Source organism: Oceanisphaera avium (assembly GCF_002157875.1).
GTDB lineage: Bacteria > Pseudomonadota > Gammaproteobacteria > Enterobacterales > Aeromonadaceae > Oceanimonas > Oceanimonas avium.
Genome location: NZ_CP021376.1, coordinates 2,826,595 through 2,848,447, shown reverse-complemented (window position 1 = coordinate 2,848,447; position 21,853 = coordinate 2,826,595). Strand labels below are relative to the sequence as shown.

The following is a 21,853-nucleotide window of genomic DNA, read 5'->3' as shown; positions in this document are numbered from 1 at the left end:
AGGAGCATAAGCTGCGACAATTTGTCACATTGTGACCAAACGAGGAGCTGCTACCCTCGCTGTCTTATCCAAGTGAGGCTTTGCTCAGCCGTATTGGCTGAGCCTAAGCGTATAAGTCCACCTCGTATTTGGTTTAATCACCTTCATTGAGGCGATGGCTATGATAACCAAACATCCTAGGCTTGCGCTATTCTCTCTTACTCTGCCGCTGCTTGGCAGCCATTCGACTCAGCTGCAGGCTCAAACTGATGAGTCAGTTCAGCAACAAATCGCTCTATCCAGCTCGCAAATGGCCACTATTATCGTTACCGGCTCACCACTGACGCAACCTAATCGTATTAGTCTAGATCCTAAATCGCCAGTGCAGCCGATCCCTACCGCCGATGGGGCCGGTTTATTAAAAACCGTGCCTAATATGAGTATCACCCGCAAAGGCGGCATGGCCGGCGACCCACTGTTTCGGGGTTTAGGTGGATCACGCTTAAGCATTACCAGCGACAACAATTATGTATTGGGAGGCTGTGGTGGGCGCATGGATCCGCCCACTGCCTATTTATTTCCCCGCTCCTATGACGAAGTGGTGATTACTAAAGGCCCACAAACCGTGACTCAAGGCCCAGGTTTAGTAGCGGGGTCGATTCAGTTTTTACGAAACCCCAGCTATTACGCTGAGCCAGAATTTAATTTGGAAACCGGCTTAACCACAGGCAGTCAAGATCGCTTAGATGGCTTTGTAGCGCTAGATGCCGGTAACCAATTTGGCTATCTGCGTCTTAATGGTAATCAAAACCAAGCTCATGACTATAAAGACGGTGCGGGGTACAAAGTGCATTCGGCTTACGATAAAAACAGCCAAAGTCTGCAGTTAGGCTTAACTCCCGATGAACTGAGCCTGTTAGAAGTGTCGCTGGATCGCAGCCGAGGTGAAGCCGCTTATGCCGACCGAAGCATGGACGGCAGTCAATTTGACCGTGATGCTTGGAGTGTAAAGGCCGAGCGTTATGCCATTACTCATTGGTTAAGCACACTGCAGCTGCAATATGGTCATAGCTTAATCGATCATGTGATGGATAATTACAACTTGCGGGATCATAATAGTGGTATGTTTAGCGCCATGAACCCCAAGCGTAGTACCGACACCGCCCGCGCTATGGCCGAGCTCAGTTTAGGCGAGCACATCACTAAGGTCGGCGTAGACTGGCTGGCGGATAATCACAGCTCACGCATGGCCATGGGCATGAGTGCCAACGCCGCCAATAGCTATCAAACTAAGGCGTATCAAGACACTCAGTCTTTTAGGAATGTGGGCTTTTTTATTGAAGATAACTGGCAACTTAACCCCGAACAACGACTCATTAGCGGGCTACGTCTCGATCATACTCAAGCTCGTTTTGAAAAAATGCCCGCCAGTAATACTCTTAAAGAACAAGACTATCAGCTGCAGGCGGGTTTCCTGCGCTTTGAGCACAGCCAACAAGCTTGGACCTGGTATGGCGGTTATGGCCAAGCCGAGCGCGCACCAGATTTTTGGGAACGTAACCGTAACAGTCAATTAAACAGTGAAACCAACTATCAAATTGATACTGGCGTCTTATATAAAGCAGGCAAACTCAGCGGCTCAGCCTCATTATTTGCCAGCTACATAGATGACTTTATTTTAGTGGATAACTTAGACCCCGCTAGAGCCCGTAACATTAATGCACGCCGCGCTGGTGGAGAGCTGGAAGTGGCGTGGCAGTTTGTTCCCGATTGGAGCCTAAGCAGCAACTTGGCCTATACCTATGGTCAAAACCACTCGGATGGCGTGGGATTAGGTCAAACGCCACCACTGGAGCTGAACACTAGCTTAGTCTACGACAACGGTATTCAAGAAGCGGCACTGTTAATACGCAACGTAGCTAAGCAATCGCGCTTTGCAGAGGGGCAAGGCAATATTATCGGCCAAGACTTAGGCGCCGCTTCCGGCTTTACGGTATTTTCGGTGAATGGCGGATGGCAACTCACACCCGCGCTAAAACTCACTGCCGGTGTGGATAATATTTTTGATAAGCAATACAGCGAATTTATTAATAAACAAGATGCCGATATCGCCGGCATTAATCCGCAAATCGCGCGTATTAATGAACCTGGCCGGCAATGGTGGGCCGATGTGCAACTGACGTTTTAATCATTTGCTTACTCAGCAAAAGGAGCCAACTTAGGCTCCTTTTTTTAGCGTTAAAGAATATTATCCGCGCGCTCACCCTTAAAAATGCAGCCCTGGCGCTAAGGTGCTTGGCATGCTGACGGTATCTTCTTCCATGGATGCCACCGGATAAGCGCAGTAATCGGCGGCGTAATAGGCGCTGGCTCTGTGATTACCGCTATCGCCCACGCCACCAAAGGGTGCCGCACCAGAGGCACCGGTAAGCGGTTTATTCCAGTTAACGATGCCAGCACGAATATGACGGAAAAAATACTCCCAATCTGCTTGCTGATCCGACAATAAACCTGCCGCTAAGCCATAACGAGTATGGTTAGCCATCATCACCGCCTGTGCCAAGTCATCATAGCGACTCACCTGTAACAGCGGACCAAAATATTCTTCATCAGGCAAATCACTGATATTGCTCACTTCGATAATGCCAGGCGATACCAAGCCGGTGTTCGCTTGCAACGATTTGAGCATCAATAATGACTGTGCGCCTAGCGCTAATAAATGCGCTTGTGCCGCTATCATGGCTTTTGCGGCTGCCACTGACACTAAAGCGCCCATAAAAGGCTGCGGCTCGGCGTCGTACACACCGACTTTTAACGCCTTAGTCACAGCAATTAAGCGCGCTAAAATAGCATCGCCCGCTTCACCTTTAGGTAATAATAAACGCCGCGCACAGGTACAACGCTGACCAGCACTAATAAAGGCCGACTGGATAATGGTATATACGGCGGCATCGATATTAGCCACTTCAGCCACCACGAGTGGATTATTACCGCCCATCTCCAGCGCCAATATTTTACTGGGTTGGCCGGCTAATTGTTCATGTAATAGTTGTCCGGTGTGGGATGAGCCAGTAAAAAACAAGCCATTAATATCTTGGTGCGCCGCCAGTGCTTTAGCGGTGGCTACCTCGCCTTGTACTAAATTTAACACACCCGCCGGCAAGCCAGCCTGCTGCCATAGCGCCACCGTTAGTTGTGCCACCTTAGGAGTTAACTCAGAGGGCTTAAAGACCACCGTATTACCGGCCATTAAGGCGGGGACTATGTGACCATTAGGCAAATGTCCTGGAAAATTATAAGGGCCAAATACCGCCACCACACCATGAGGTTTATGGCGTAGCACCGCCTTATCTTGGCCAATCGCCGTTTCTTGGTAGCCGGTACGCTCTTTATAAGCTTGTTCAGAAAGCGCAATTTTACCCATCATGGCGGCCACTTCAGTAGCACTTTCCCATAAGGGTTTGCCTGTTTCTTGGGCAATGGTGTAGGCCAGCTCTTCTTTGGCCTTAGTCAGTAACTCGCCAAAGCGATAAATGATAGTTAAGCGCTCAGCGAGGCTTTGCTCAGCCCACGCGGTTTTAGCCTGGTGAGCCGCAAGCACGGCGGCATTAACTTGGCTAAAGCTGGCGGCTTCTCCTTGCCATACTTCACTATTTTTAGCGGCATCGACTGAGCTAAAGTGCTCACCCTCACCGGCTAACCATTGACCATTAATATAGTGAACGCCCTCTGACATCTGTAGGGGATGTGTCATTCAATATCTCCTTATTAGCGCCTTATATCTTAACGATGCGCACCTTATCGCCTGCTTGTACTTTTAATAAGCGCGCCACTTTTTCACTTAACGTCACTGTGGGAAGCCCAGTAGTGGTGGGCGAGTCAGATAAACTTAATTGAGCTAAGGTGGCTCTAAAATCGGCAAACTGGGTATTACTGATCAAGTAATAATCAGCACTGTGCACATCACATAGACCCTCGTCATTAATAGCTACCCAAGCATGGCGACTATTGCGAATAGAATGAATTTGCGACAGCTCACATTCCACACTGGGCCCAGCATCAAAAATATCGACATAGCCACGCCAGCTAAAGCCCTCTTCTTCTAAAAAGCGCAGTGCAGGCTGGGTATTGCTGTGGGTATGGCCAATCACGGCGCGCGCTTCTTTAGACAATAAATTGGCGTAAATAGGAAATTTAGGCATTAAGTCAGCAATAAAGTCTTGCTGGCCAATGCCACTGAGATAATCCACCGTAGGAAAGTCCATGGTAAAGAAGTGTTCTTGTAACCAGCTCCAAAACGGACTATTACCGTTAGCATCGGATACGCCGCGCATTTCGGCTAAGATACGGTGGTCAAATAATGTGGAAAATTCAGCTAAAAAAAGAAAACGGCTCTTAGATAACAAGCGCCCATTGCGACCGTGTCGCGCCGACTCTTGTAAAAAAAGCGTACATAGCTCACTCACACCGGTGTAATCGTTAGTAAGAGTCAGGGTTTCAACCACATTATAAATGCCTAAGCGCGCCGAGCTATGAACTTGCTTACCGAGCAAATAATTATAAAAAGGGGCCGATAAACCGACAGCCGCATCGATGGCACAAGTGCCTACCACCTTGCTGGTCTCACTGTCCTCGGCTACAAAAAAATATAAGCCCTCACGTTTTGTCATGCTCACTTCACTAAAGGCTGCTAATGAGCTATCTATTTTTCGTTGTAAGAGGGCATCATTAACAGGCAGGGAAGTAAAACCATGGCCCGACTCAATAGCGAATTGCTTAAGGGTAGGAAAGTCTTGTTGCGCGATAGGTCGTATCACTAACATACCAGACTCCTTAATAAGCGAGGGTTGATAAAGCGAGACGGGTGTCTCGCTTTGGTATTAAGCTGAAAGACTATCCCTAGTCACTAGTCACAGAACTTAGCCTTGCACAACCTTGGCCACGGCACGCTCAAAGCGAGCTAAGCCCTCGGTCACATCTTCTTGGCTAATCACTAAAGAAGGGGCAAAACGTACCACGTTAGCGCCCGCGACTAATACCATCAGTTGCTCTTCAAGGGCGGCATCTAAAAAGGCTTTAGCTTGGCCTTGATACTGCTTATTTAATACCGCACCTAACAATAATCCCTTACCACGCACTTCACTAAAGCACTGATACTTATCATTGATCGCTGCCAGCCCCTCACGATACCAAGCCTCACGCTCTTTCACGCCATTCAGTACGGCACTGGTATTGACTGTGTCAAACGCCGCTTCGGCTACCGCACAGGCCAGCGGGTTACCGCCATAGGTAGAGCCGTGGGTACCGGGCTTAAGAGAGGCGGCAATGGCACTGGTCGTTAACATGGCACCAATAGGAAAGCCGCCCCCTAATGATTTAGCGCTAGTTAAAATATCGGGAGCCACGCCTAATTCCATATATGCATATAAAGCGCCGGTGCGCCCTACTCCGGTTTGTACTTCATCAAAAATCAACAAGGCATTATATTTATCACACAGTGCGCGCACCGCTTTAATGTATTCTACATCTGGGCTAATAATGCCGCCCTCGCCTTGTAATGGCTCCATCACCACGGCACAGGTGTTATCTGACATAATGGCTTCTAATGCGCTTAAGTCATTATAATCCACATGATCAATGGCCGACGGCTTAGGACCAAAGCCATCGGAGTAAACGGCTTGGCCACCGACGGTGACGGTAAAAAAAGTACGGCCATGAAAACCTTGATTAAAGGCGATAATTTGCGACTTATGCTCGCCAAAATGCTCAAGTGCATAGCGACGGGCCAATTTAAAGGCCGCTTCATTGGCCTCGGCGCCGGAGTTACAAAAATAGGCTTTATCGGCGAAGGTGGCAGCCACCATTTTACTCGCTAAGCGCAGCGCAGGTTCATTAGTAAGCACATTACTAACATGCCATAACTTTTCACTTTGCTCGCGCAAGGCTCCTACTAATACAGGATGACAGTGGCCTAAACAGCTAACCGCAATGCCACCGGCAAAATCGATATATTCGCGATGTTCCTGATCCCACACCCGCGCGCCTAATCCTCGCACCGGAATCATAGAAGCGGGAGCATAATTAGGCACCATAACTTGGTCGAATAATTCGCGGGTGACGGACATTTCAGACATCTTTACTCCTCACATTGCGCCCTCACTGGCGACAAATGTTAAATATAGGTGAATATAAGAACTTTATGACTAGCAAGTTACGAGTTGGAGCGAAATCTCACCAAAGCAACACCAATCCGAAAAACTACTTAATCATAAACTTTGCATAATAAATCAATTAAATTACTTTAACTCACTTAAGCATCTTACCTATACTGCATAAAATTTCTAAAAAGTGCAGCAATAAATTGTCTTAATTTTTAGATAAATTGCGCCGCAAAACGCCCGCTCTTAGAGCGATGCGAGAGCAGAAGCAGGAGCCGCTAGCAGAGACAGAAAATTAGCTAATAACTGATGGCCGCACTCGGACATAATGCTTTCTGGATGAAATTGCACGCTATGAATAGGCAAAGTCTTATGTTGCATGGCCATGATCTCATCGCGCTCACCTTTGTCCGTTTGACTCCAAGCAGTGACGCTAAAGCACTCAGGCAGACTTTCAGCTTCTACAATAAGGGAATGATAGCGGGTCACGGTAAGTGGACAAGGCAGCCCCTTAAATAACCCTTGATGACAATGCGCAATGGCTGAGGTTTTACCGTGCATCACTTGGCGTGCTCGCACCACCTTGCCACCAAAGGCTTGCGCTATCGCTTGGTGGCCTAAGCACACCCCTAAGATAGGTAATTGAGGAGCAAATTCTTTAATGGCCGCCAGTGAAATGCCGGCCTCATTCGGTGTGCAGGGGCCAGGAGAGATCACTAAGCCCGCAGGTTGTAACTGAGCAATCTCTGCCACACTTATTTCATCGTTGCGCCGTACCATTACCTCTTGACCTAACTCAGCAAAATACTGCACTAGGTTATAAGTAAAAGAGTCATAGTTATCGAGCATCAGCAGCATAGTCAGCCTATCTATCTAATTTAAAAATCAAACCAAAGTTTGTATCACAAGGGCACAATGAGTAGTGCGCCACTTTACACCAGCCACTCACGACTGCCCATGACTTGCCAAGGGTTTGACGAAAAATAACAGCAGATGAGATAAGCACACAAAAAGTGATTAGGCTGACCCAAAAATACTAATAACGGACGGTTTTTACAGGGACGCGCCTTAAAACCGATTTAGTAGAGGTCACTTAAGAGCGGAGTAAGTCAATCAATAAGCGTTTTACCTACCTAAAATAAACCTACCATTAAGGTAGGTTTATCGAGAGCTTTAAACAACGGTGTTCTCTTGAGCACCTTTTTCCCAGTTAACAATATTGTTAAAGGTAATCTTGGCTCTTCTGACCATGGCTTCCTCTGTAGCAAAGCCGATATGGGGCACTAACACCGTATTGGGCGCTCCCAGAATAGGATGGTCTGCGGGAACCGGCGGCTCCATCTCTACTCTGTCTAGGCCGGCGCCAGCGATTACGTTATTGTGCAACGCTTGGGCTAGCGCATTATTATCCACAATGGGGCCCACCGCCGTATTAATTAATAAGGCACTGTCTTTCATTAACGCCAGTTTATCTTTATCAATTAATTGCTGGGTGGCATCGGTGAGGGGAACATGTAGCGTGACAATATCACTTTCTTTTAACACTTCATCTAGCGACTTATAGACTACGCCCTTCTCGATTAACTCGGTATTAACGCTGCGATTGTAAGCGATAACTTGGCAACCATAGGCCAAACCCAGGTTAGCGACGGCACTGCCTATGTCGCCCGTTCCTACTACACCTAAGGTTTTGCCATGAAGGTCAATTTGTCGATAGCCACTTTTGGTGCCACCGGTTCTAAGTACTTCATCAAGCGGGACAATATTGCGCAATAAAGCAATGATTAGCCCAAAGGTGAGCTCAGCAACCGAGTGGGTGCTATAGCCTGCAGCATTAGAGACTTTTATGCCCTTCTCTTGGCACTTTTCTAGATCGATATGATTATATCCGGTGAAGGCAATGGAGATATATTTTAATTTTTCTGCCGCCTCAATCACCTCACCGCTTAATGGCGTATTAGCCAGCACTATGACTTCTGCGTCTTTTATTCTTTCTTTAATGGTCTCATTATCTAATTTTCCGTCGTTATAGGCGACTAATTCATGGCCACCTTCAACTAAGGGAGCAGATATGATATTAAATTCTTTATCACTGATGCCTAACGATTCTAAGATAACAATTTTCATTTTTAACCTTTACTCCCTATTTATCGTTACAATTAATAACATAGCGGGTGCATCATATCATTATCTAGGGTGAAATCCTCTGTATCCGGATTTTGTTCGCCCTTTGTGCTACTAAGATAGCCGCAGCAAGCAGCTCCACCACAGGCATGATGCTAAAAATATTAAATAAAACATTATTGATAATATTTTTATCAATAATTAAATAATGGCAAACCGTTTATCTAATAACACGACAACAGTTAATTATTTCTCATAGGGGAATTTATTTTAATCAGCACTATTAATTTTTATAATCAGAAAAATTAATAAAACAGCATTAAGTTCACTTGCTAGCAAGAGGTAATAACATAATATATCTATAAAAAAAAGCGCCCATAGGGCGCTTGTTGTTTCACTATTTAAATGTGGTGATCTTTACTGCTCTTGTGGCTGAATATTAAAGAACACCGCATACAATAGTGGCACTACTACCAGCGTTAAGGCCGTGGCAAAAGTAAGACCAAACATGATTACCACTGCCATACTCTTAAAGAAGGGATCCATCAGCAGCGGAGCCACCCCTAGGATAGTAGTAAAAGCGCCTAAGAAAACCGGCCTAGCACGACTTACTGCCGCATCAATCACCGCTTGATAGCGCGCCTTGCCCTCTTGAATTTCGGCATCAGCTTGGTCTACCAGCACGATGGAGTTTTTCACCAACATGCCAATTAAACTTAAACAACCAAGGATCGCCATAAATTCAAAGGGCACCTGAAACAACACTAAGCCGACGGTCACACCAATAATGGCTAAGGGTGCGGTTAACCAAATCACTAACGGCTGGCGCAGCGCATTAAACATCACCACCACCGCTAAGATCATGGCGCTAAAGCCATAGGGCGCCGAGATAGCTAAGCCTTCATTGGCTTCATTAGATGCTTTATATTCGCCATGCCATTCCAGTTTATAACCTGGAGGTAATTTGATCGCTTCTACTGCTGGGCGTAGTCGTTCAAACAGCGGCGTAGATTGCTCACCCGGCAGCGGATCCACCTGCGCTTTAATCGTCGCAAAACCATCGACGCGGCGAATAATGGCATCACTCCACTCTACCTTCAGCTCTTTCACCAGCTGGCTCACCGGCAAGTAGTCTTGCGCGGTCGGGCTATAAACTTGCACGTTGCCTACATCTTGTGCCGCCGCCCGTTCTGTTTGCGGCGAACGAGCGATGATCGGGATCAGTTTATCTGCCTCACGATAGACACCAATACGCTGGCCGGTGAAGGCCCGATTAATGGCTTGGCTAATATCGGTAATGTCTAAGCCGGCGCGACGAGCCGCCACCTCATCGATCACGGGATGTAATACCGGCACTTTTTGGCGCCAATCATCTTGTACCGCGATCGCCTCTGGATCCGAAGCCATAATGGCTTTGGCTTCTTCGGCTAATTGGCGTAGAACACTGGGCTCTGGCCCCATAAAGGCGGCTTCTATTTTTTTACCGCCGCCGCGACCTAGCATAAATTTCCATACCTTGATCTCGGCTTGGGGATGCAGTTCGGTCAGTTCTTCTTGCAGCTCATTCACCAGTGCACTAATGCCCTTAGCATCGTCTACATCCACCAATAACTGACCATAACTAGTGTTAGGATCTTCCGGGCTATAAGTCAGCATAAAACGCAAGCCCCCCTGCCCCACAAAGCTGGTGACTTGCGTTACACTGGCTTTGTCTTTTACATAGTCAGCCATCTCTGCCAACTCTTTTTCCGTCTCGGTAATATCACTGCCTTGGGCTAAGTTCATATCGATCACAAACTGCGGGCGCGCCGACTCAGGCATAAAGCCCACCTGTACCCAGTTAAAGCCCACTATGGCACTGGCGAGTAAAGCCAACAAAATACCACCGCTAAGCAAGCGCTTACCTAATGCCGCCTGCAATACGCTGCGATAACGGCGTAAGATACCTGATTCTTTTGCGGTACTGGCATCGGTGACGTTAACCTTTAACAATGACACGCATAACAAGGGCGTTAAGGTGACGGCAAACAACCAGCTCAGCATCATAGAGTATAGGATCACCCAAAATAGTGAGCCTGCATATTCGCCCATATCGGTGGGTGATAAACCAATGGCACTAAAAGCCAAAATACCCACTAAAGTACCGCCCAACAGCGGCCATTGCGTGCTTTTTACCACCGCCACCGCTGCCGACTCAGCCCGTTCGCCTTTTTGCATGCGCACTAAGATGCCATCTGTCACCACGATGGCGTTATCCACCAACATGCCAAGCGCAATAATCAGCGCCCCTAACGACACTCGTTGCATTGCGATATTATCGAGCAACATAGCAATTAAGGTTCCGGCCACGGTCAGCACTAATACGCCTCCTACCACAATGCCACTGCGCCAACCCATAAACAGGATTAATACCAGCACCACTATGGCCACCGCTGCGACTAAGTTCGTCACAAAGCCATCGACAGACTCGCGTACCGAGTCCGATTGATACGACACTACCTCCAGCTCTATGCCGAGTGGACGCTGGGAGTCTAGCTCGGCTAAGCGCGCTTTAACTGCATCCCCCATGTCCACCACGTTGCCGCCAGCCACTTGCGAAATGCCCAACCCAATGGCCGGTCGACCATCGATAGCCATTAAGGCACGAGGCGGCTCAACTTCAGAACGGCTAATAGTGGCCACGTCTTTTAAGAAGATCACCTGCTCCCCGTCTGCTGAGGCCAACGCAATATTGCCTAGGGCATCAACAGAGTCGGCCTGACCTTCAGGACTAAAATAAATTCGTTGCGGGCCAATGCGCAAATTACCCGCATCGGTGATAACATTTTGCTGCTTAAGCACGTGATAGATATTGTCCAGCGGTATGCCAAGCTGACTGGCTTTACTGGCAGAAATCTCCAAAAATATCGCCTCTTGCGGCGCACCTAAGGTGGCAATGCGCGCCACGCCGGGCACCAGCAACAGCTCGCGCTCCAGATCGTCAATATAATCTTTGATTTGTTGCAGGCTATAACCGTCACCGGTAACCGCAAAAAATAACGCATACACATCGCCAAAGTCATCGTTTACCACGGAAGGCCCGGCGCCGGGCGGCAACTGACGCTGGGCGTCGTTTATCTTGCGCCGCAACTTATCCCACACCTGCTCTAGCTCAGCGCGACTGCGAGCAAACTCCATATTAATTTCAACTTTGACTAACGAGTCGCCCATGCGCGAAATAGAGGTGACTTCTTTCAGCTCTTGCAGTTGTTGTACCGCATCCTCGATAACGTCCGTTACTTCCTCAGCCACCTGACTCGGCAATGCACCGGGATAGGGGGTGGAGATCACCGCTTGGCGGATCACAAACTCGGGATCTTCAAAGCGACCCAACTTTTGGTAGCTCATGTAACCGCCCACTAACAGCAGCACACAAACCAGCCAAGCAATGGTGCGCTTAGTGAGGGTATAGTTGGCAATATTCACGTATTCGCCCTTTTATTTATTCACTATTGGTGTCGCTAACACGTCGAGTATTAATAGCGCTAAGCGCCGAGCTAAATATAAACCCAGCACAGGTTGGCATTATGCCCTTTGCCGGCTTACCGGACCTGACCCAGGATGACGGCATACACATAAACACCGCTCATTGTTCAGCTTGGTGTTAGGCGCCGGGCAGTGTCCTTAACGCGCAAGCGGGCGCACCTGCATGCCCTCACGCAGCTGACTAACACCGGCGGTCACAATATGCTCGCCACCACTTAAGCCACTTAACACTTGCACCTCGGTATCTTGTACTTGGCCTAAGGTTATGTTGTGGGCACTCACTCGCTGACTTTGCTCATCAAATAGCCAAACTTGAGTCTCATCTTTAGCGTTGGACAAGATGGCCGTTAATGGCACCCATATTTTTGCTAATTGTACGTCGCTGGCATCGGCTTGGGGCTGTACTTCTACCGACATCCCCGGCAGCACTTTTAGGCTAAAGCCTGGCGCAAGCGCTAGCACCACTTCATAACTTTGGGTTTGGGCATCAGCTTGTGAGGAAAAAGACTTTAAGCTCACCGGCAGCGGGGTATTGGGAAAATCGGCAAACACCGCCACTCCCGCTACGGATTTAGGCTCAGCGCGCACGATGCGTTCCGAGACATTAATTACTATCTCCAACTCATTAGGATCTTGCAGGCTAACGATGGTTTGTTTGGCTTGCACATTACTGAAATTCTCAACTTGGCGTTTAGTCACAACACCGGCAAAAGGCGCCAATAAACGGGTATCTGCCACGTCTTTTTTAGCGGCTAAAAAGCTAGCGCGCGCTACTTCCATAGCGGTGCGCTTTTGATCGACCTCAGCTTTGGCTACCGCTTTACTCTGCTGCCAGATTTTATTAACCCGGTTATAATCGGTGCTAGCCTTGTTATATTGGGCTTGAGCGGAGGCTAATTGCAGCTTAACGGTTTCATCATCGAGGCGAGCCACCAGCGCCCCTTTCTCGATGCGCTGGCCCTCTTTAACCGGTAGTTCAATCATCCGGCCAGGCAAATTAAAGGCCAACTCTGCGCGTTGTACTGCCCGTACTCGCCCAGGAAAGCGCAAACCTGACAGGCCATGACTGGCTGTCACTTTCATCATTGGCACTGGGCGGATCACGGCTTCAGCTTGCGCCTCAGGCTCTGGCTCACCGCAACCACTTAGTGCGCTAACTAGTCCTACCGCCAGCCATAACCTCAGATATTTTTTCAAACTTACTCTCCCTTTATCCACCATGCAGTGCGATAAACAAACTCATAACGAAGCTAACTATGCGACTAGCTACGCGACTAACTGTGCAGCTAATTGCGCTTAAACTAGGCTAAATTGGTTATTTATATGCTTAACTTAACAGTCTCGGTGAAAGATGGCTTGCGAACAATGATCCTTATGCCCAAAATGGGCGCTGCTTCTCTTTATTACGCTGGGTTTAACCATGTCTACTCATTATCAACAAGTTACCACTCACTTTGGTCATGTTTTTCCGGCTCACGTGGAAGAGCTGTGTGAGCTATTAATTGTGTTACGCAAACAATTTTACGGTGATCTGGACCTCATGCTGATTATGGCAATTATTGGCTCACGTACTCTGCCCGCTCGCCACAGCACGGCCATGACCTATCAGGAGTTTATGGATAGCGGCAAAGAGGTGACTCAAGCTCAAGCGATTAATATTCAATCGGTTGCTGAGTGTAGTGGCATAGCGCGAGAAACCGTGCGTCGTAAAATCCAAAAGCTAATGACGCTAGGTTTGGTAGTACGTGATGAACAAGGCATGCTTAGCGTTACCAATAACGCGACCAGCGAATTATCAACCTCTACCGAAGCGAGCCTGCAATACCTTGCCGCTTTAGGGGACGCCTATTTAGCCGCCAGTCGTGAGGCTAGCCCACCAAAAGCGCTCTAAGTTAAAAGCTAAGCTGGCCCAAAGCGCACAAACTGCATTTCTTGCAAGCGACTGAGCGTGCGCCGAAATGCAAAGCTCAGTGCGCCACTTGCATATAACTCCTCTAACGGTACGGCCGCACTCAAGTAAAGTGGTATTTGACGGTCGTAACACTCATCGACTAAAGCAATAAAGCGGCGCACACCATCGTCTTGGCGCGATAAGGTCGGCAACACTCTATCACCCGTGTGCACTTGGGTTGCGCCATCTTCGGTGCCGCGCGCTATGGCCCGTTGGCGCACGGTGTCGCTAAGCTTGGGTACGTCACTGAGTAAAATGGCGCGGCTGTGATCGCACAATGCAATAAAATCACTACTACTTAGTGGCACTTCACATAAATCTTGATAACGACACCAGAGCACCTGTTGGCGAAAGCCTAAGGTGTTGATGGAGCGATGCCCAAGCGTTAATGGCAGGTGCGCGCCATCCTCAAGGGTAAGCGTGTTAAACACCTTAGCTAATTGTTGAGGCTGTTGTACCCAATAGCGAGACTGCATGGCTCCTGGCTGCAAACGATGATCTTGGTGACCGTTGATATTGCATACCACCAAATGGCTTTTAATATCGGCAATGGCGGCTAATAAACGCGCGCGGTTAAAGCCATTTTCGTATAGCTGCTCTGGCGCTTGATTAGAAGTAATCACGACCACCATTTGCTGGGCGAACAACAGCTGTAATAGTGGCCCAACCAACATGGCGTCACCAATATCACTAATAAAAAGCTCATCTAAACATAAGACGCGAATATCATCGGCAAGATCGGCGGCTAACTGCGTTAATGGCGCCGCATGGCCAGTCAGCTCAAAGAGTCGCCGATGTACCCAGCGCATAAAATGATGAAAATGCAGCCGTTTACAAGGTATGCCTAGCGCTTGCACACTGTGATAGAAGCCATCCATTAACCATGTCTTTCCCCGCCCTACCGTCCCCATAAATAGACCCCTGCACCGGCGACTTGCCTGCTAATAACTGCTGGTAACATAGCTCTAAGCCTTCCACGGCGAGGTGTTGTGCGCCGTCATCGCTAAAACCTTGGGCGAGCGCGTGTTGATAAAATTGACGAGGTGATACCAGTGGCATGGCTGCTCCATTATCGTAATACATTGGCTTTCATCTTACAGAGCAAAGGAGAAGCGGGCGAAAATGGTGCACTCTGTCATCACTATTAAATAAAAAAGCCTGCTCGATCACCCGAACAGGCCTTAATTTAGTGCGATTAGGCGTTAAGCGAGCGCTTTCACTAACTCAAGAACATCGAGCTCCACCCCGTCTAAGTCTTCATCCCAGTTAGGACCGATGCGCACGCCATCTTCAGACATATCTTCAACCCAAACTTCTAAAAACTCCGCTAGGCTAATTTCAAACGGAATATACTCAGCCCATTCGTCGATACACTGCGCCTTAGCTTCGGCCTCAGTAGACCACACCGGCATCACTTCGGTATCTTCAAACTCTGATGAGTCACAAACGACCCACTCCTCGCCAAAACGCACGCCCCACATCACATGGTTGGCGGTAACTTCGTCGAGAAAACGCTGATAATCTTGCTGGTGGCTATCGCTCATGTTGTTCACCTTAGGGCTGATAACGGGGAAGATACCCCAGATGGGGCGATACTGAAGCAAATCTCCCCTAGACTCAATCAAAACAATAGTAATAGGGCTTGGCCAAATGTCAAAAGTGTCATTCGCTAAACCAGAGTAGCTTATTTAATGATACGGTAGACATTATCAGTGATTGTTCACTTACTAACTCGCGCTAAACTATATAGTGCTTTATTTAGAGCGCGCGCCGCAGTGTTAGCTAAGTATAAAAGTTAACAACGACTGCCAAGCTTATGTTACAGGAGAGAAGGAATGCAACTGCCCGCTAAACACTATGTCGCCAGTTTCGATGTGGATGCGCAATACACCTTTACCCCTGCTTGCCCTGACGAACTGCCGGTGAGTGAAGGTGATACCTTAGGCCCAGAGCTTAATGCTCAAGCGCAGTTTGGGGCTTATCGGATTGGCTCTAAAGATGCGCACTCGCCCCATGCGTTATGGATTAGTCATGAACAAGCGCCACCCTTCTCTGCCATTGCCGGAAAAAACATGGATATTCGCTGGCCCAGCCATGCGGTGCCCGGCACTAAAGGCTTTGAGTTATTAAGCGAGCTACCTCATCCAGCAGACTACGATTTTTTTGTGTGGAAAGGCGTGGAGCCAGATATGCATCCCTATGGCGCTTGCTATCACGACTTGGCTGAACGCATGAGCACCGGCGTTATTGAGTTTTTACAAGCGAAGCAAGTGACCACCGTATTAATAGGCGGCTTAGCGACCGATTACTGTGTGCGCCATACCACTTTGCAGCTACTGAAAGCCGGTTTTAAAGTTATCGTTAATCTTGCTGCCACCCGTGGCGTAGCGCCAGACTCAACGGCTCAGGCATTAGAGGAAATGACACAAGCGGGGGCACAATTAATAGCTAATGCCGCCGCGCTCACCCAATAGCAGGAGCCAAACATGACTGATGAAAAAGGCGCAAACCAATTATCAAGCTCTGGACACGAGTATGTCATCCAGTCGTTGCTCGATACCGACTTATATAAATTCACTATGATGCAAACCGTCTTGCATCAGCATCCCGCCGCCGAAGTGGAATACCACTTTCGTAGTCGCAATAAACAACTTGACTTTAGTGAGTGTTTAGTCGAAATAGAACAAGAAATTGCGCATCTATGTCAGTTGCGGCTCACCGAAGACGAGCTCAACTATTTAGGAAAGCTGGATTATATCAAACCCGACTTTATTCATTTTTTACGCTTGTTTCGCCTCGACCAGCGCTTTATTTACCTAAGTGGTAACGAGGGAGAGTTAATCTTAAAGATCCAAGGCCCTTGGTTACATACCATTTTATTTGAAGTGCCATTATTGTCGATTATTAGCGAAGTGTATTGTCGAAAGCATAATCCGCAGCCAGATTTAAAAGGGGCACGCGCGCGCTTGCATGAAAAAATTGATTTGGTGCGCAGCCAACCTGAGTATGCCGACTTTCGCTTTTCTGACTTTGGTACTCGCCGGCGTTATTCTCGTAATTGGCAACAAGAAGTCGTACAAACACTCGCTCAAGAGCTGCCAGAGCAGTTTTCTGGCACCAGTAATTTAGACTTAGCGCGACGCCTTAATTTAAAACCCGTGGGCACCTTGGCTCATGAATTTATGCAAGCTTTTCAAGCTCTGGGCCCCCGGCTAATTGATAGTCAAAAAATGGCACTAGAAGCGTGGGTCCATGAGTATCGCGGCCAGCTTGGAATTGCGCTCACCGATGTGGTGGGCATGGATGCGTTCTTACGCGACTTTGATCTTTACTTTGCTAAGTTATTTGATGGCTTGCGCCAAGACTCGGGAGATCCAGTCGAGTGGACAGAAAAGGCCTTGGCTCATTATCAAAAGCTCAACATTGATCCACGTAGTAAAACCTTGGTCTACAGTGATGGCCTCACCATGCACAGTGCGCTGGACTTGCATACGCGTTTTCGAAAGCGTTGTAAGCCCGCCTTTGGCATTGGCACCCACTTAACTAACGATATTATGAGCGAGACTCCTATTAATATCGTGCTTAAAATGACCAGCTGTAATGGCCAAGCAGTGGCTAAATTATCAGACAGCCCAGGCAAAGCCATGAGCGACGATGAAGGGTATATGGCCTATTTGGCACAGGTATTTGAGGTGGATATTTTATAAAAAAGCGCCAAGCTAAAGGTAAAGCCGGCACGGGTTTAGCTTCTTCGTACCGCGCTCGGCGCAAAGCATATCGCTATCTTTTCGAGTGCCTGAGTTTGACGACCTTAACATAAACACCGGTTTTTTAGCTGGGTGTTTGGGCTATTTTTCTTAACGGAGTCAATATGACAGAGCTTGCTCAACAAGACTGCACCGCCTGTAAAGCTGGCGCGCCACAGGTGAGTGACGAGCAACAGCTGACCTTAATGCAGTCTTTACCGCAGTGGCATTGTTTAACTCGAGATGGCGAGCGCCAATTAGAGCGCGTTTTTCATTTTAAAAACTTTAAGCAAGCGTGGGCTTTTAGTAATAAAGTGGCTGAGCTTGCCGAGCGTGAGTTTCATCATCCTGCTCTTACGCTGGAATGGGGTAAAGTGACCGTGACTTGGTGGACTCATGCCATTAAGGGCTTACATTATAATGACTTTATTATGGCAGCGCGCACCGATAAATTATTTTAATAATATCGGTTACCATACTAACCACACGACCAGCGGCTGGCCGTGTTTAATGGCCTATTTTTAGTCGTACTTATTTAGCCGTGATAGTGCGACCATCCTTAGCAAAGATAATCAGCTCACCACTGTCGCTAAACTCAATGCGCTGTGCTTGCCCCAGTATCTCTAACATAGTGCGTTCACTTTGCATTTGAGCATCGGCGCACAGCATCATAGTCCCCGCCAACTGGGAAGTACTTAGCTTATCTCCTGTTAGCTGATAGCTACCAGTGAGGTTATTACAAAAGGCTTGGCCAAATACTCGGCCATCATCACTAAAATTAAGTGTGCCCTCGCCTACTTGCTCGGCCTCACTGGGCACCCGCATGTCTTCGCCATTAAGGTCTACGACTTGCCACTCACCGCCTTGTAACAGCGCTTGCGTTGTGGAGACGCACTCTGGATAGGCGTTACCTTTTATCTTCAGTTGCGCATTAGCGCCTTTATTCCAAAGCTCAGTATTAGCATCATCGCTGGCTTGGTAACGAGCGCCAGACGCGGCTCTCACTTGCTCTAAGTTGAAGCGCTGCTCGCCTACCCGCAAATCTAGGTGCTCCTCACTAAAGGCTAAATGAATACGTTGCTCGCCACATTGCATTAAGCCATTAAATTCGCCTTCATGCACTTGATGCAACTCTAGGTTACCGAGGGCGATATCACTGGGCTTTCCCGTAACCCCGATGGGCGAGCTGCGCCACGTCACTTGGCCTTGTTCTTTAATCAGCGCGCTTAAGCTATAAGTGCCCGCATCTAACTTATGATTTTTTAATTCAAGCGTAAAAGGAATGGGTAACTGTTGCTTATCTAGGTCTATTTTTTGCTCGGCAATTACCTTACCGTTAGCCACACTGGTGTCTTTAATACGCACCTGGGCCACACTTTCAGGTGCCAGTGCAATACGAGATAAATAAGACAAACTACCCGTAAGCTGATGTTGCTCGCTAGCAGCATTAGGGTCTGCACAACCACTAATAACGGTAACCGCCGCTGCAGACAGCCATGCGAAAGATGTGAATGATTTCATTATTACCTCAATTAGGTTAGCGCTAAATCCTCAGCCATAAGAGTTCAACCACAAAGTCTTGGTTATCTGCTCCATTTTTTATAATGTACGCGATATAAAGTAAAAACTCGCTAACAACACTGAGCAAAGGCTATTGATGCGACATTAACTGCCAGCGCCTTTCGATTATGGATAAGCCAATAAAAAAGACCTCAGAGAGGTCTTTTTTAGTTAAGCATTTATAGCGCTAATAACAGCCCTTTAAGGAGTGCGCCAATCACAGTGAGCGCCACCACTCCTGCTATATAAAGCAGAGCAAACCATAACCAGCTTTTAGCATTTTTTTTAGCGCGAGGAGACTTAATATCCTTCTTCAAAATCTTCTACCTTACCGGAGAAGATCCGATAGCCCCATAAAGTATAACCGCCAATTAAGGGCAAGAAGATAAAGATGCCCGGTAATAAAAACACTAAACTGGAGTCCGGCGCACTGGCTTGCCATAAGGTGAGCTGATGGGGAATAAGAAAGGGGAATAAACCCACCACTAATCCCGCAAAGCCCATAATAAACAGGCCCACTGCAAACCAAAAAGGACGCGTTTCATGGGGTTCGCCGTCTAAGTCTCGATATAGTAGCCAACCAAATAACGCACTTAATAGTGGCAGTGGCAGCAGATAGAAAAAGTTCATGCCATCTAACCAGCGAGCGCGCACTTCTTCATTGGCGATTAAGGTCCATAGGCTGACAATCACCAAAATCACCATCAAGGCCACCACTAGCTTGCGCCCTAAATGAGCGGAGCGCGCCACGATTTTACCGCGGCTTTTCATCACTAAATAACAACAAGCTAAGAGTGCATACGCCACCATCAGCGAGATACCGGTAAAAATACTAAAGGGAGAGAGCCAGTCCAATGCACCTTGTTCGCCGGCCTCAACACCCTGTACCACAGCGCCCAAAATGGTGCCTTGGCAAAAAGTGGCTACCGCTGAGCCTAAGAAAAACGCTTTGTCCCATAGCGGTTTAGAGCGCTTAGATTTAAAGCGATACTCAAAGGCCACGCCGCGAAAGATAAGCCCTATCAGCATTAAAAAAATGGGGATATACATAGTCGACAGTATGCCCGCGTAGGCGGCGGGAAAAGCTGCAAATAACACTACCCCGCCAAATACTAACCATGTCTCATTACCATCCCACACATGAGAGATAGAGCGCATCATGTGGTCACGTTCATTTTGGCTTTTAAACCAGGGATATAAGATACCTAAGCCTAAATCAAAGCCATCCAGTACCACATAAATGAGAACGGCAAAGCCCAGTAATAAATAATAAAACAGCGCCAAGTCCATATTAATCCTCCACCACTTCATGCTGTAGTTTTTTCACCCACTCCAGTGCGAAGCTAGGCGCATTTACATCCATCATGTGTTGTTCTAAACGCGCTAAATTGGGGGGGCCTTTTCGTACTAACTTGGCCATAAAATATAAATAAACCACTAATAAGGCACTGTAAGTGAGCACAAACAACGTCAGTGAAAACATCACCCGCTCGGCAGGCAAAGGAGTGACCACTTCCATGGTACGCACTAGCCCATGAACTAACCAAGGTTGGCGCCCCACTTCGGCCACCCACCATCCGGCTAAGGTACAAATCACCCCAGCGGGGATCATCATATTCATTAACAATAAAAAGACTTTATTATTAAATTGGGGCTGGCGCCGACGCAGCCATAATCCCCACAGCGCGGCCACTATCATTAATACACCTAAGCCCACCATCACCCGAAACGAAAAGAATACTAATGGCGCATAAGGCCTGTCTTCAGCTGCAACTGACTTTAAGCCTTGCACTTCGCCGTCTAGGGAGTGGGTTAAGATTAAAGAAGCCACCTTGGGTACTTTAATTTCAAAGTGGTTTTTTTCTTGCTCCATATCGGGCAGCGCAAACAGTAATAACGGCACACTGGCTTCTGTTTCTGGCCAAATACCTTCCATGGCCGCCACTTTCACCGGCTGGTGCTCTTTAACGTTAATACCATGAAAATCACCCACGACTAACTGCAAAGGCGCCAATATCAGTGCGGCCCATAAAGCCATAGACAGACCTTTTTTAGCAAATTCAGTATCGCGCCCTTTGCGAAGATACCAAGCACTTACGCCACCAATTAAAAAGGTCGCAGTCAGCATGGCCGCCAGCAGCATATGGCTAAGACGATAAGGCATAGAGGGGTTAAAAATCACCTCAAACCAGCTATCCACTTCAAAGCGACCATCAACGATTTTGTGCCCAGCAGGCGTTTGCATCCAAGAGTTAGCGGCAATAATCCAAAATGACGATATCCAAGTGCCGATGGCCACCACACAAGTGGCGAAGTAATGCAGTTTTTCTCCTACTCGCTGCCAGCCAAACAGCATAATACCCAGAAAGCCGGCTTCTAAGAAAAAGGCGGTCAGCACTTCATAAGCCAATAACGGCCCTAGAACTGGCCCTACTAGCTCAGAGAATTTAGAAAAGTTAGTGCCAAATTCGTAAGATAAGACAATGCCACTGACCACCCCCATACCAAAGGTGATGGCAAAGGGTTTGATCCAAAATTTGGCGAGTTGAAAGTAAACCGGATTTCGTGTTTTAAGCCACAAACCTTCCCAAATAGCGATGGCCGTGGCTAACCCTATGGTAATGGCTGGAAATATAATGTGGAAACTGATGGTAAAAGCGAATTGGATCCGCGACAACATAGCGGCATCTAAGTCCATAATGTCTCCTTGGGGGTGGGACAGCACTCACCTGCGGGGGTGACTGACTCAGGATAGCGAGTTAATCTCGTCATAGTTAGTTAAGAGTAGAACAATAAACGGCCTTTTAAAT

18 protein-coding genes are annotated in these 21,853 nt (G+C 47.8%); 5 read left to right on the top strand and 13 right to left on the bottom strand.

What is annotated here, in order from left to right; genetic code table 11:
• Positions 1-160 precede the first annotated feature (160 nt).
• On the top strand, positions 161-2,167 hold the full coding sequence (locus CBP12_RS13140; RefSeq protein WP_086965122.1) for a TonB-dependent copper receptor: 2,007 nt from the start codon (positions 161-163) through the stop codon (positions 2,165-2,167).
• Between the two features lie 78 nt (positions 2,168-2,245).
• On the opposite strand, the gene astD is transcribed toward CBP12_RS13140, so the two are convergent.
• From astD to CBP12_RS13105, 7 genes are all read right to left on the bottom strand, one after another.
• Positions 2,246-3,715, bottom strand: coding sequence for a succinylglutamate-semialdehyde dehydrogenase (astD, locus tag CBP12_RS13135; RefSeq protein ID WP_086965120.1), 1,470 nt, complete (start codon positions 3,713-3,715; stop codon positions 2,246-2,248).
• A gap of 40 nt (positions 3,716-3,755) precedes the next feature.
• Entirely contained in the window at positions 3,756-4,802 is a 1,047-nt protein-coding gene (astA, locus tag CBP12_RS13130) for an arginine N-succinyltransferase (protein WP_086965118.1), read from the bottom strand.
• A gap of 96 nt (positions 4,803-4,898) precedes the next feature.
• Complete coding sequence (locus CBP12_RS13125; protein ID WP_086965116.1) at positions 4,899-6,113, bottom strand: aspartate aminotransferase family protein; 1,215 nt, start codon at positions 6,111-6,113, stop codon at positions 4,899-4,901.
• A 270-nt stretch (positions 6,114-6,383) separates the two neighbouring features.
• The gene (locus CBP12_RS13120) at positions 6,384-6,995 is read right to left on the bottom strand and encodes an anthranilate synthase component II (RefSeq protein ID WP_086965114.1); all 612 of its coding nucleotides are present in this window, start codon (positions 6,993-6,995) and stop codon (positions 6,384-6,386) included.
• 315 nt (positions 6,996-7,310) lie between these two features.
• Positions 7,311-8,264, bottom strand: coding sequence for an NAD(P)-dependent oxidoreductase (locus CBP12_RS13115; RefSeq protein WP_086965112.1), 954 nt, complete (start codon positions 8,262-8,264; stop codon positions 7,311-7,313).
• A gap of 414 nt (positions 8,265-8,678) precedes the next feature.
• The gene (locus CBP12_RS13110) at positions 8,679-11,726 is read right to left on the bottom strand and encodes an efflux RND transporter permease subunit (RefSeq protein ID WP_086965110.1); all 3,048 of its coding nucleotides are present in this window, start codon (positions 11,724-11,726) and stop codon (positions 8,679-8,681) included.
• 198 nt (positions 11,727-11,924) lie between these two features.
• On the bottom strand, positions 11,925-12,983 hold the full coding sequence (locus tag CBP12_RS13105) for an efflux RND transporter periplasmic adaptor subunit (RefSeq protein ID WP_232455089.1): 1,059 nt from the start codon (positions 12,981-12,983) through the stop codon (positions 11,925-11,927).
• A gap of 223 nt (positions 12,984-13,206) precedes the next feature.
• On the opposite strand from CBP12_RS13105, the gene CBP12_RS13100 reads away from it, so the two are divergent.
• Complete coding sequence (locus CBP12_RS13100) at positions 13,207-13,677, top strand: DeoR family transcriptional regulator (RefSeq protein WP_086965105.1); 471 nt, start codon at positions 13,207-13,209, stop codon at positions 13,675-13,677.
• 8 nt (positions 13,678-13,685) lie between these two features.
• On the opposite strand, the gene zapE is transcribed toward CBP12_RS13100, so the two are convergent.
• Complete coding sequence (zapE, locus tag CBP12_RS13095) at positions 13,686-14,615, bottom strand: cell division protein ZapE (protein WP_232455088.1); 930 nt, start codon at positions 14,613-14,615, stop codon at positions 13,686-13,688.
• A gap of 324 nt (positions 14,616-14,939) precedes the next feature.
• Positions 14,940-15,281, bottom strand: coding sequence for a DUF2750 domain-containing protein (locus CBP12_RS13090; protein ID WP_086965103.1), 342 nt, complete (start codon positions 15,279-15,281; stop codon positions 14,940-14,942).
• 291 nt (positions 15,282-15,572) lie between these two features.
• On the opposite strand from CBP12_RS13090, the gene CBP12_RS13085 reads away from it, so the two are divergent.
• The 3 genes from CBP12_RS13085 (at position 15,573) to CBP12_RS13075 (ending at position 17,944) form a co-directional block, all read left to right on the top strand.
• Positions 15,573-16,211, top strand: coding sequence for an isochorismatase family protein (locus CBP12_RS13085; RefSeq protein WP_086965101.1), 639 nt, complete (start codon positions 15,573-15,575; stop codon positions 16,209-16,211).
• Positions 16,212-16,223: 12 nt separating this feature from the next.
• Positions 16,224-17,444: a nicotinate phosphoribosyltransferase gene (gene pncB / locus CBP12_RS13080; protein WP_086965099.1), complete on the top strand. Its 1,221-nt coding sequence runs from the start codon at positions 16,224-16,226 to the stop codon at positions 17,442-17,444.
• Positions 17,445-17,608: 164 nt separating this feature from the next.
• Positions 17,609-17,944 carry a 4a-hydroxytetrahydrobiopterin dehydratase gene (locus tag CBP12_RS13075; protein ID WP_086965097.1) on the top strand — a complete coding sequence of 112 codons (336 nt, stop codon included), beginning with the start codon at positions 17,609-17,611 and terminating at the stop codon, positions 17,942-17,944.
• Positions 17,945-18,014: 70 nt separating this feature from the next.
• On the opposite strand, the gene CBP12_RS13070 is transcribed toward CBP12_RS13075, so the two are convergent.
• The 4 genes from CBP12_RS13070 to CBP12_RS13060 form a co-directional block, all read right to left on the bottom strand.
• Positions 18,015-19,004 carry an META domain-containing protein gene (locus CBP12_RS13070; protein WP_086965095.1) on the bottom strand — a complete coding sequence of 330 codons (990 nt, stop codon included), beginning with the start codon at positions 19,002-19,004 and terminating at the stop codon, positions 18,015-18,017.
• A gap of 218 nt (positions 19,005-19,222) precedes the next feature.
• The gene (locus CBP12_RS13475; protein ID WP_198341820.1) at positions 19,223-19,360 is read right to left on the bottom strand and encodes a hypothetical protein; all 138 of its coding nucleotides are present in this window, start codon (positions 19,358-19,360) and stop codon (positions 19,223-19,225) included.
• Positions 19,344-20,333, bottom strand: a complete 990-nt coding sequence (gene cydB / locus CBP12_RS13065; RefSeq protein ID WP_086965092.1) for a cytochrome d ubiquinol oxidase subunit II — start codon at positions 20,331-20,333, stop codon at positions 19,344-19,346. The genes CBP12_RS13475 and cydB overlap by 17 nt, the downstream gene beginning before the upstream one ends.
• 1 nt (position 20,334) lies before the next feature.
• Entirely contained in the window at positions 20,335-21,741 is a 1,407-nt protein-coding gene (locus tag CBP12_RS13060; RefSeq protein ID WP_086965090.1) for a cytochrome ubiquinol oxidase subunit I, read from the bottom strand.
• Positions 21,742-21,853 lie beyond the last annotated feature (112 nt).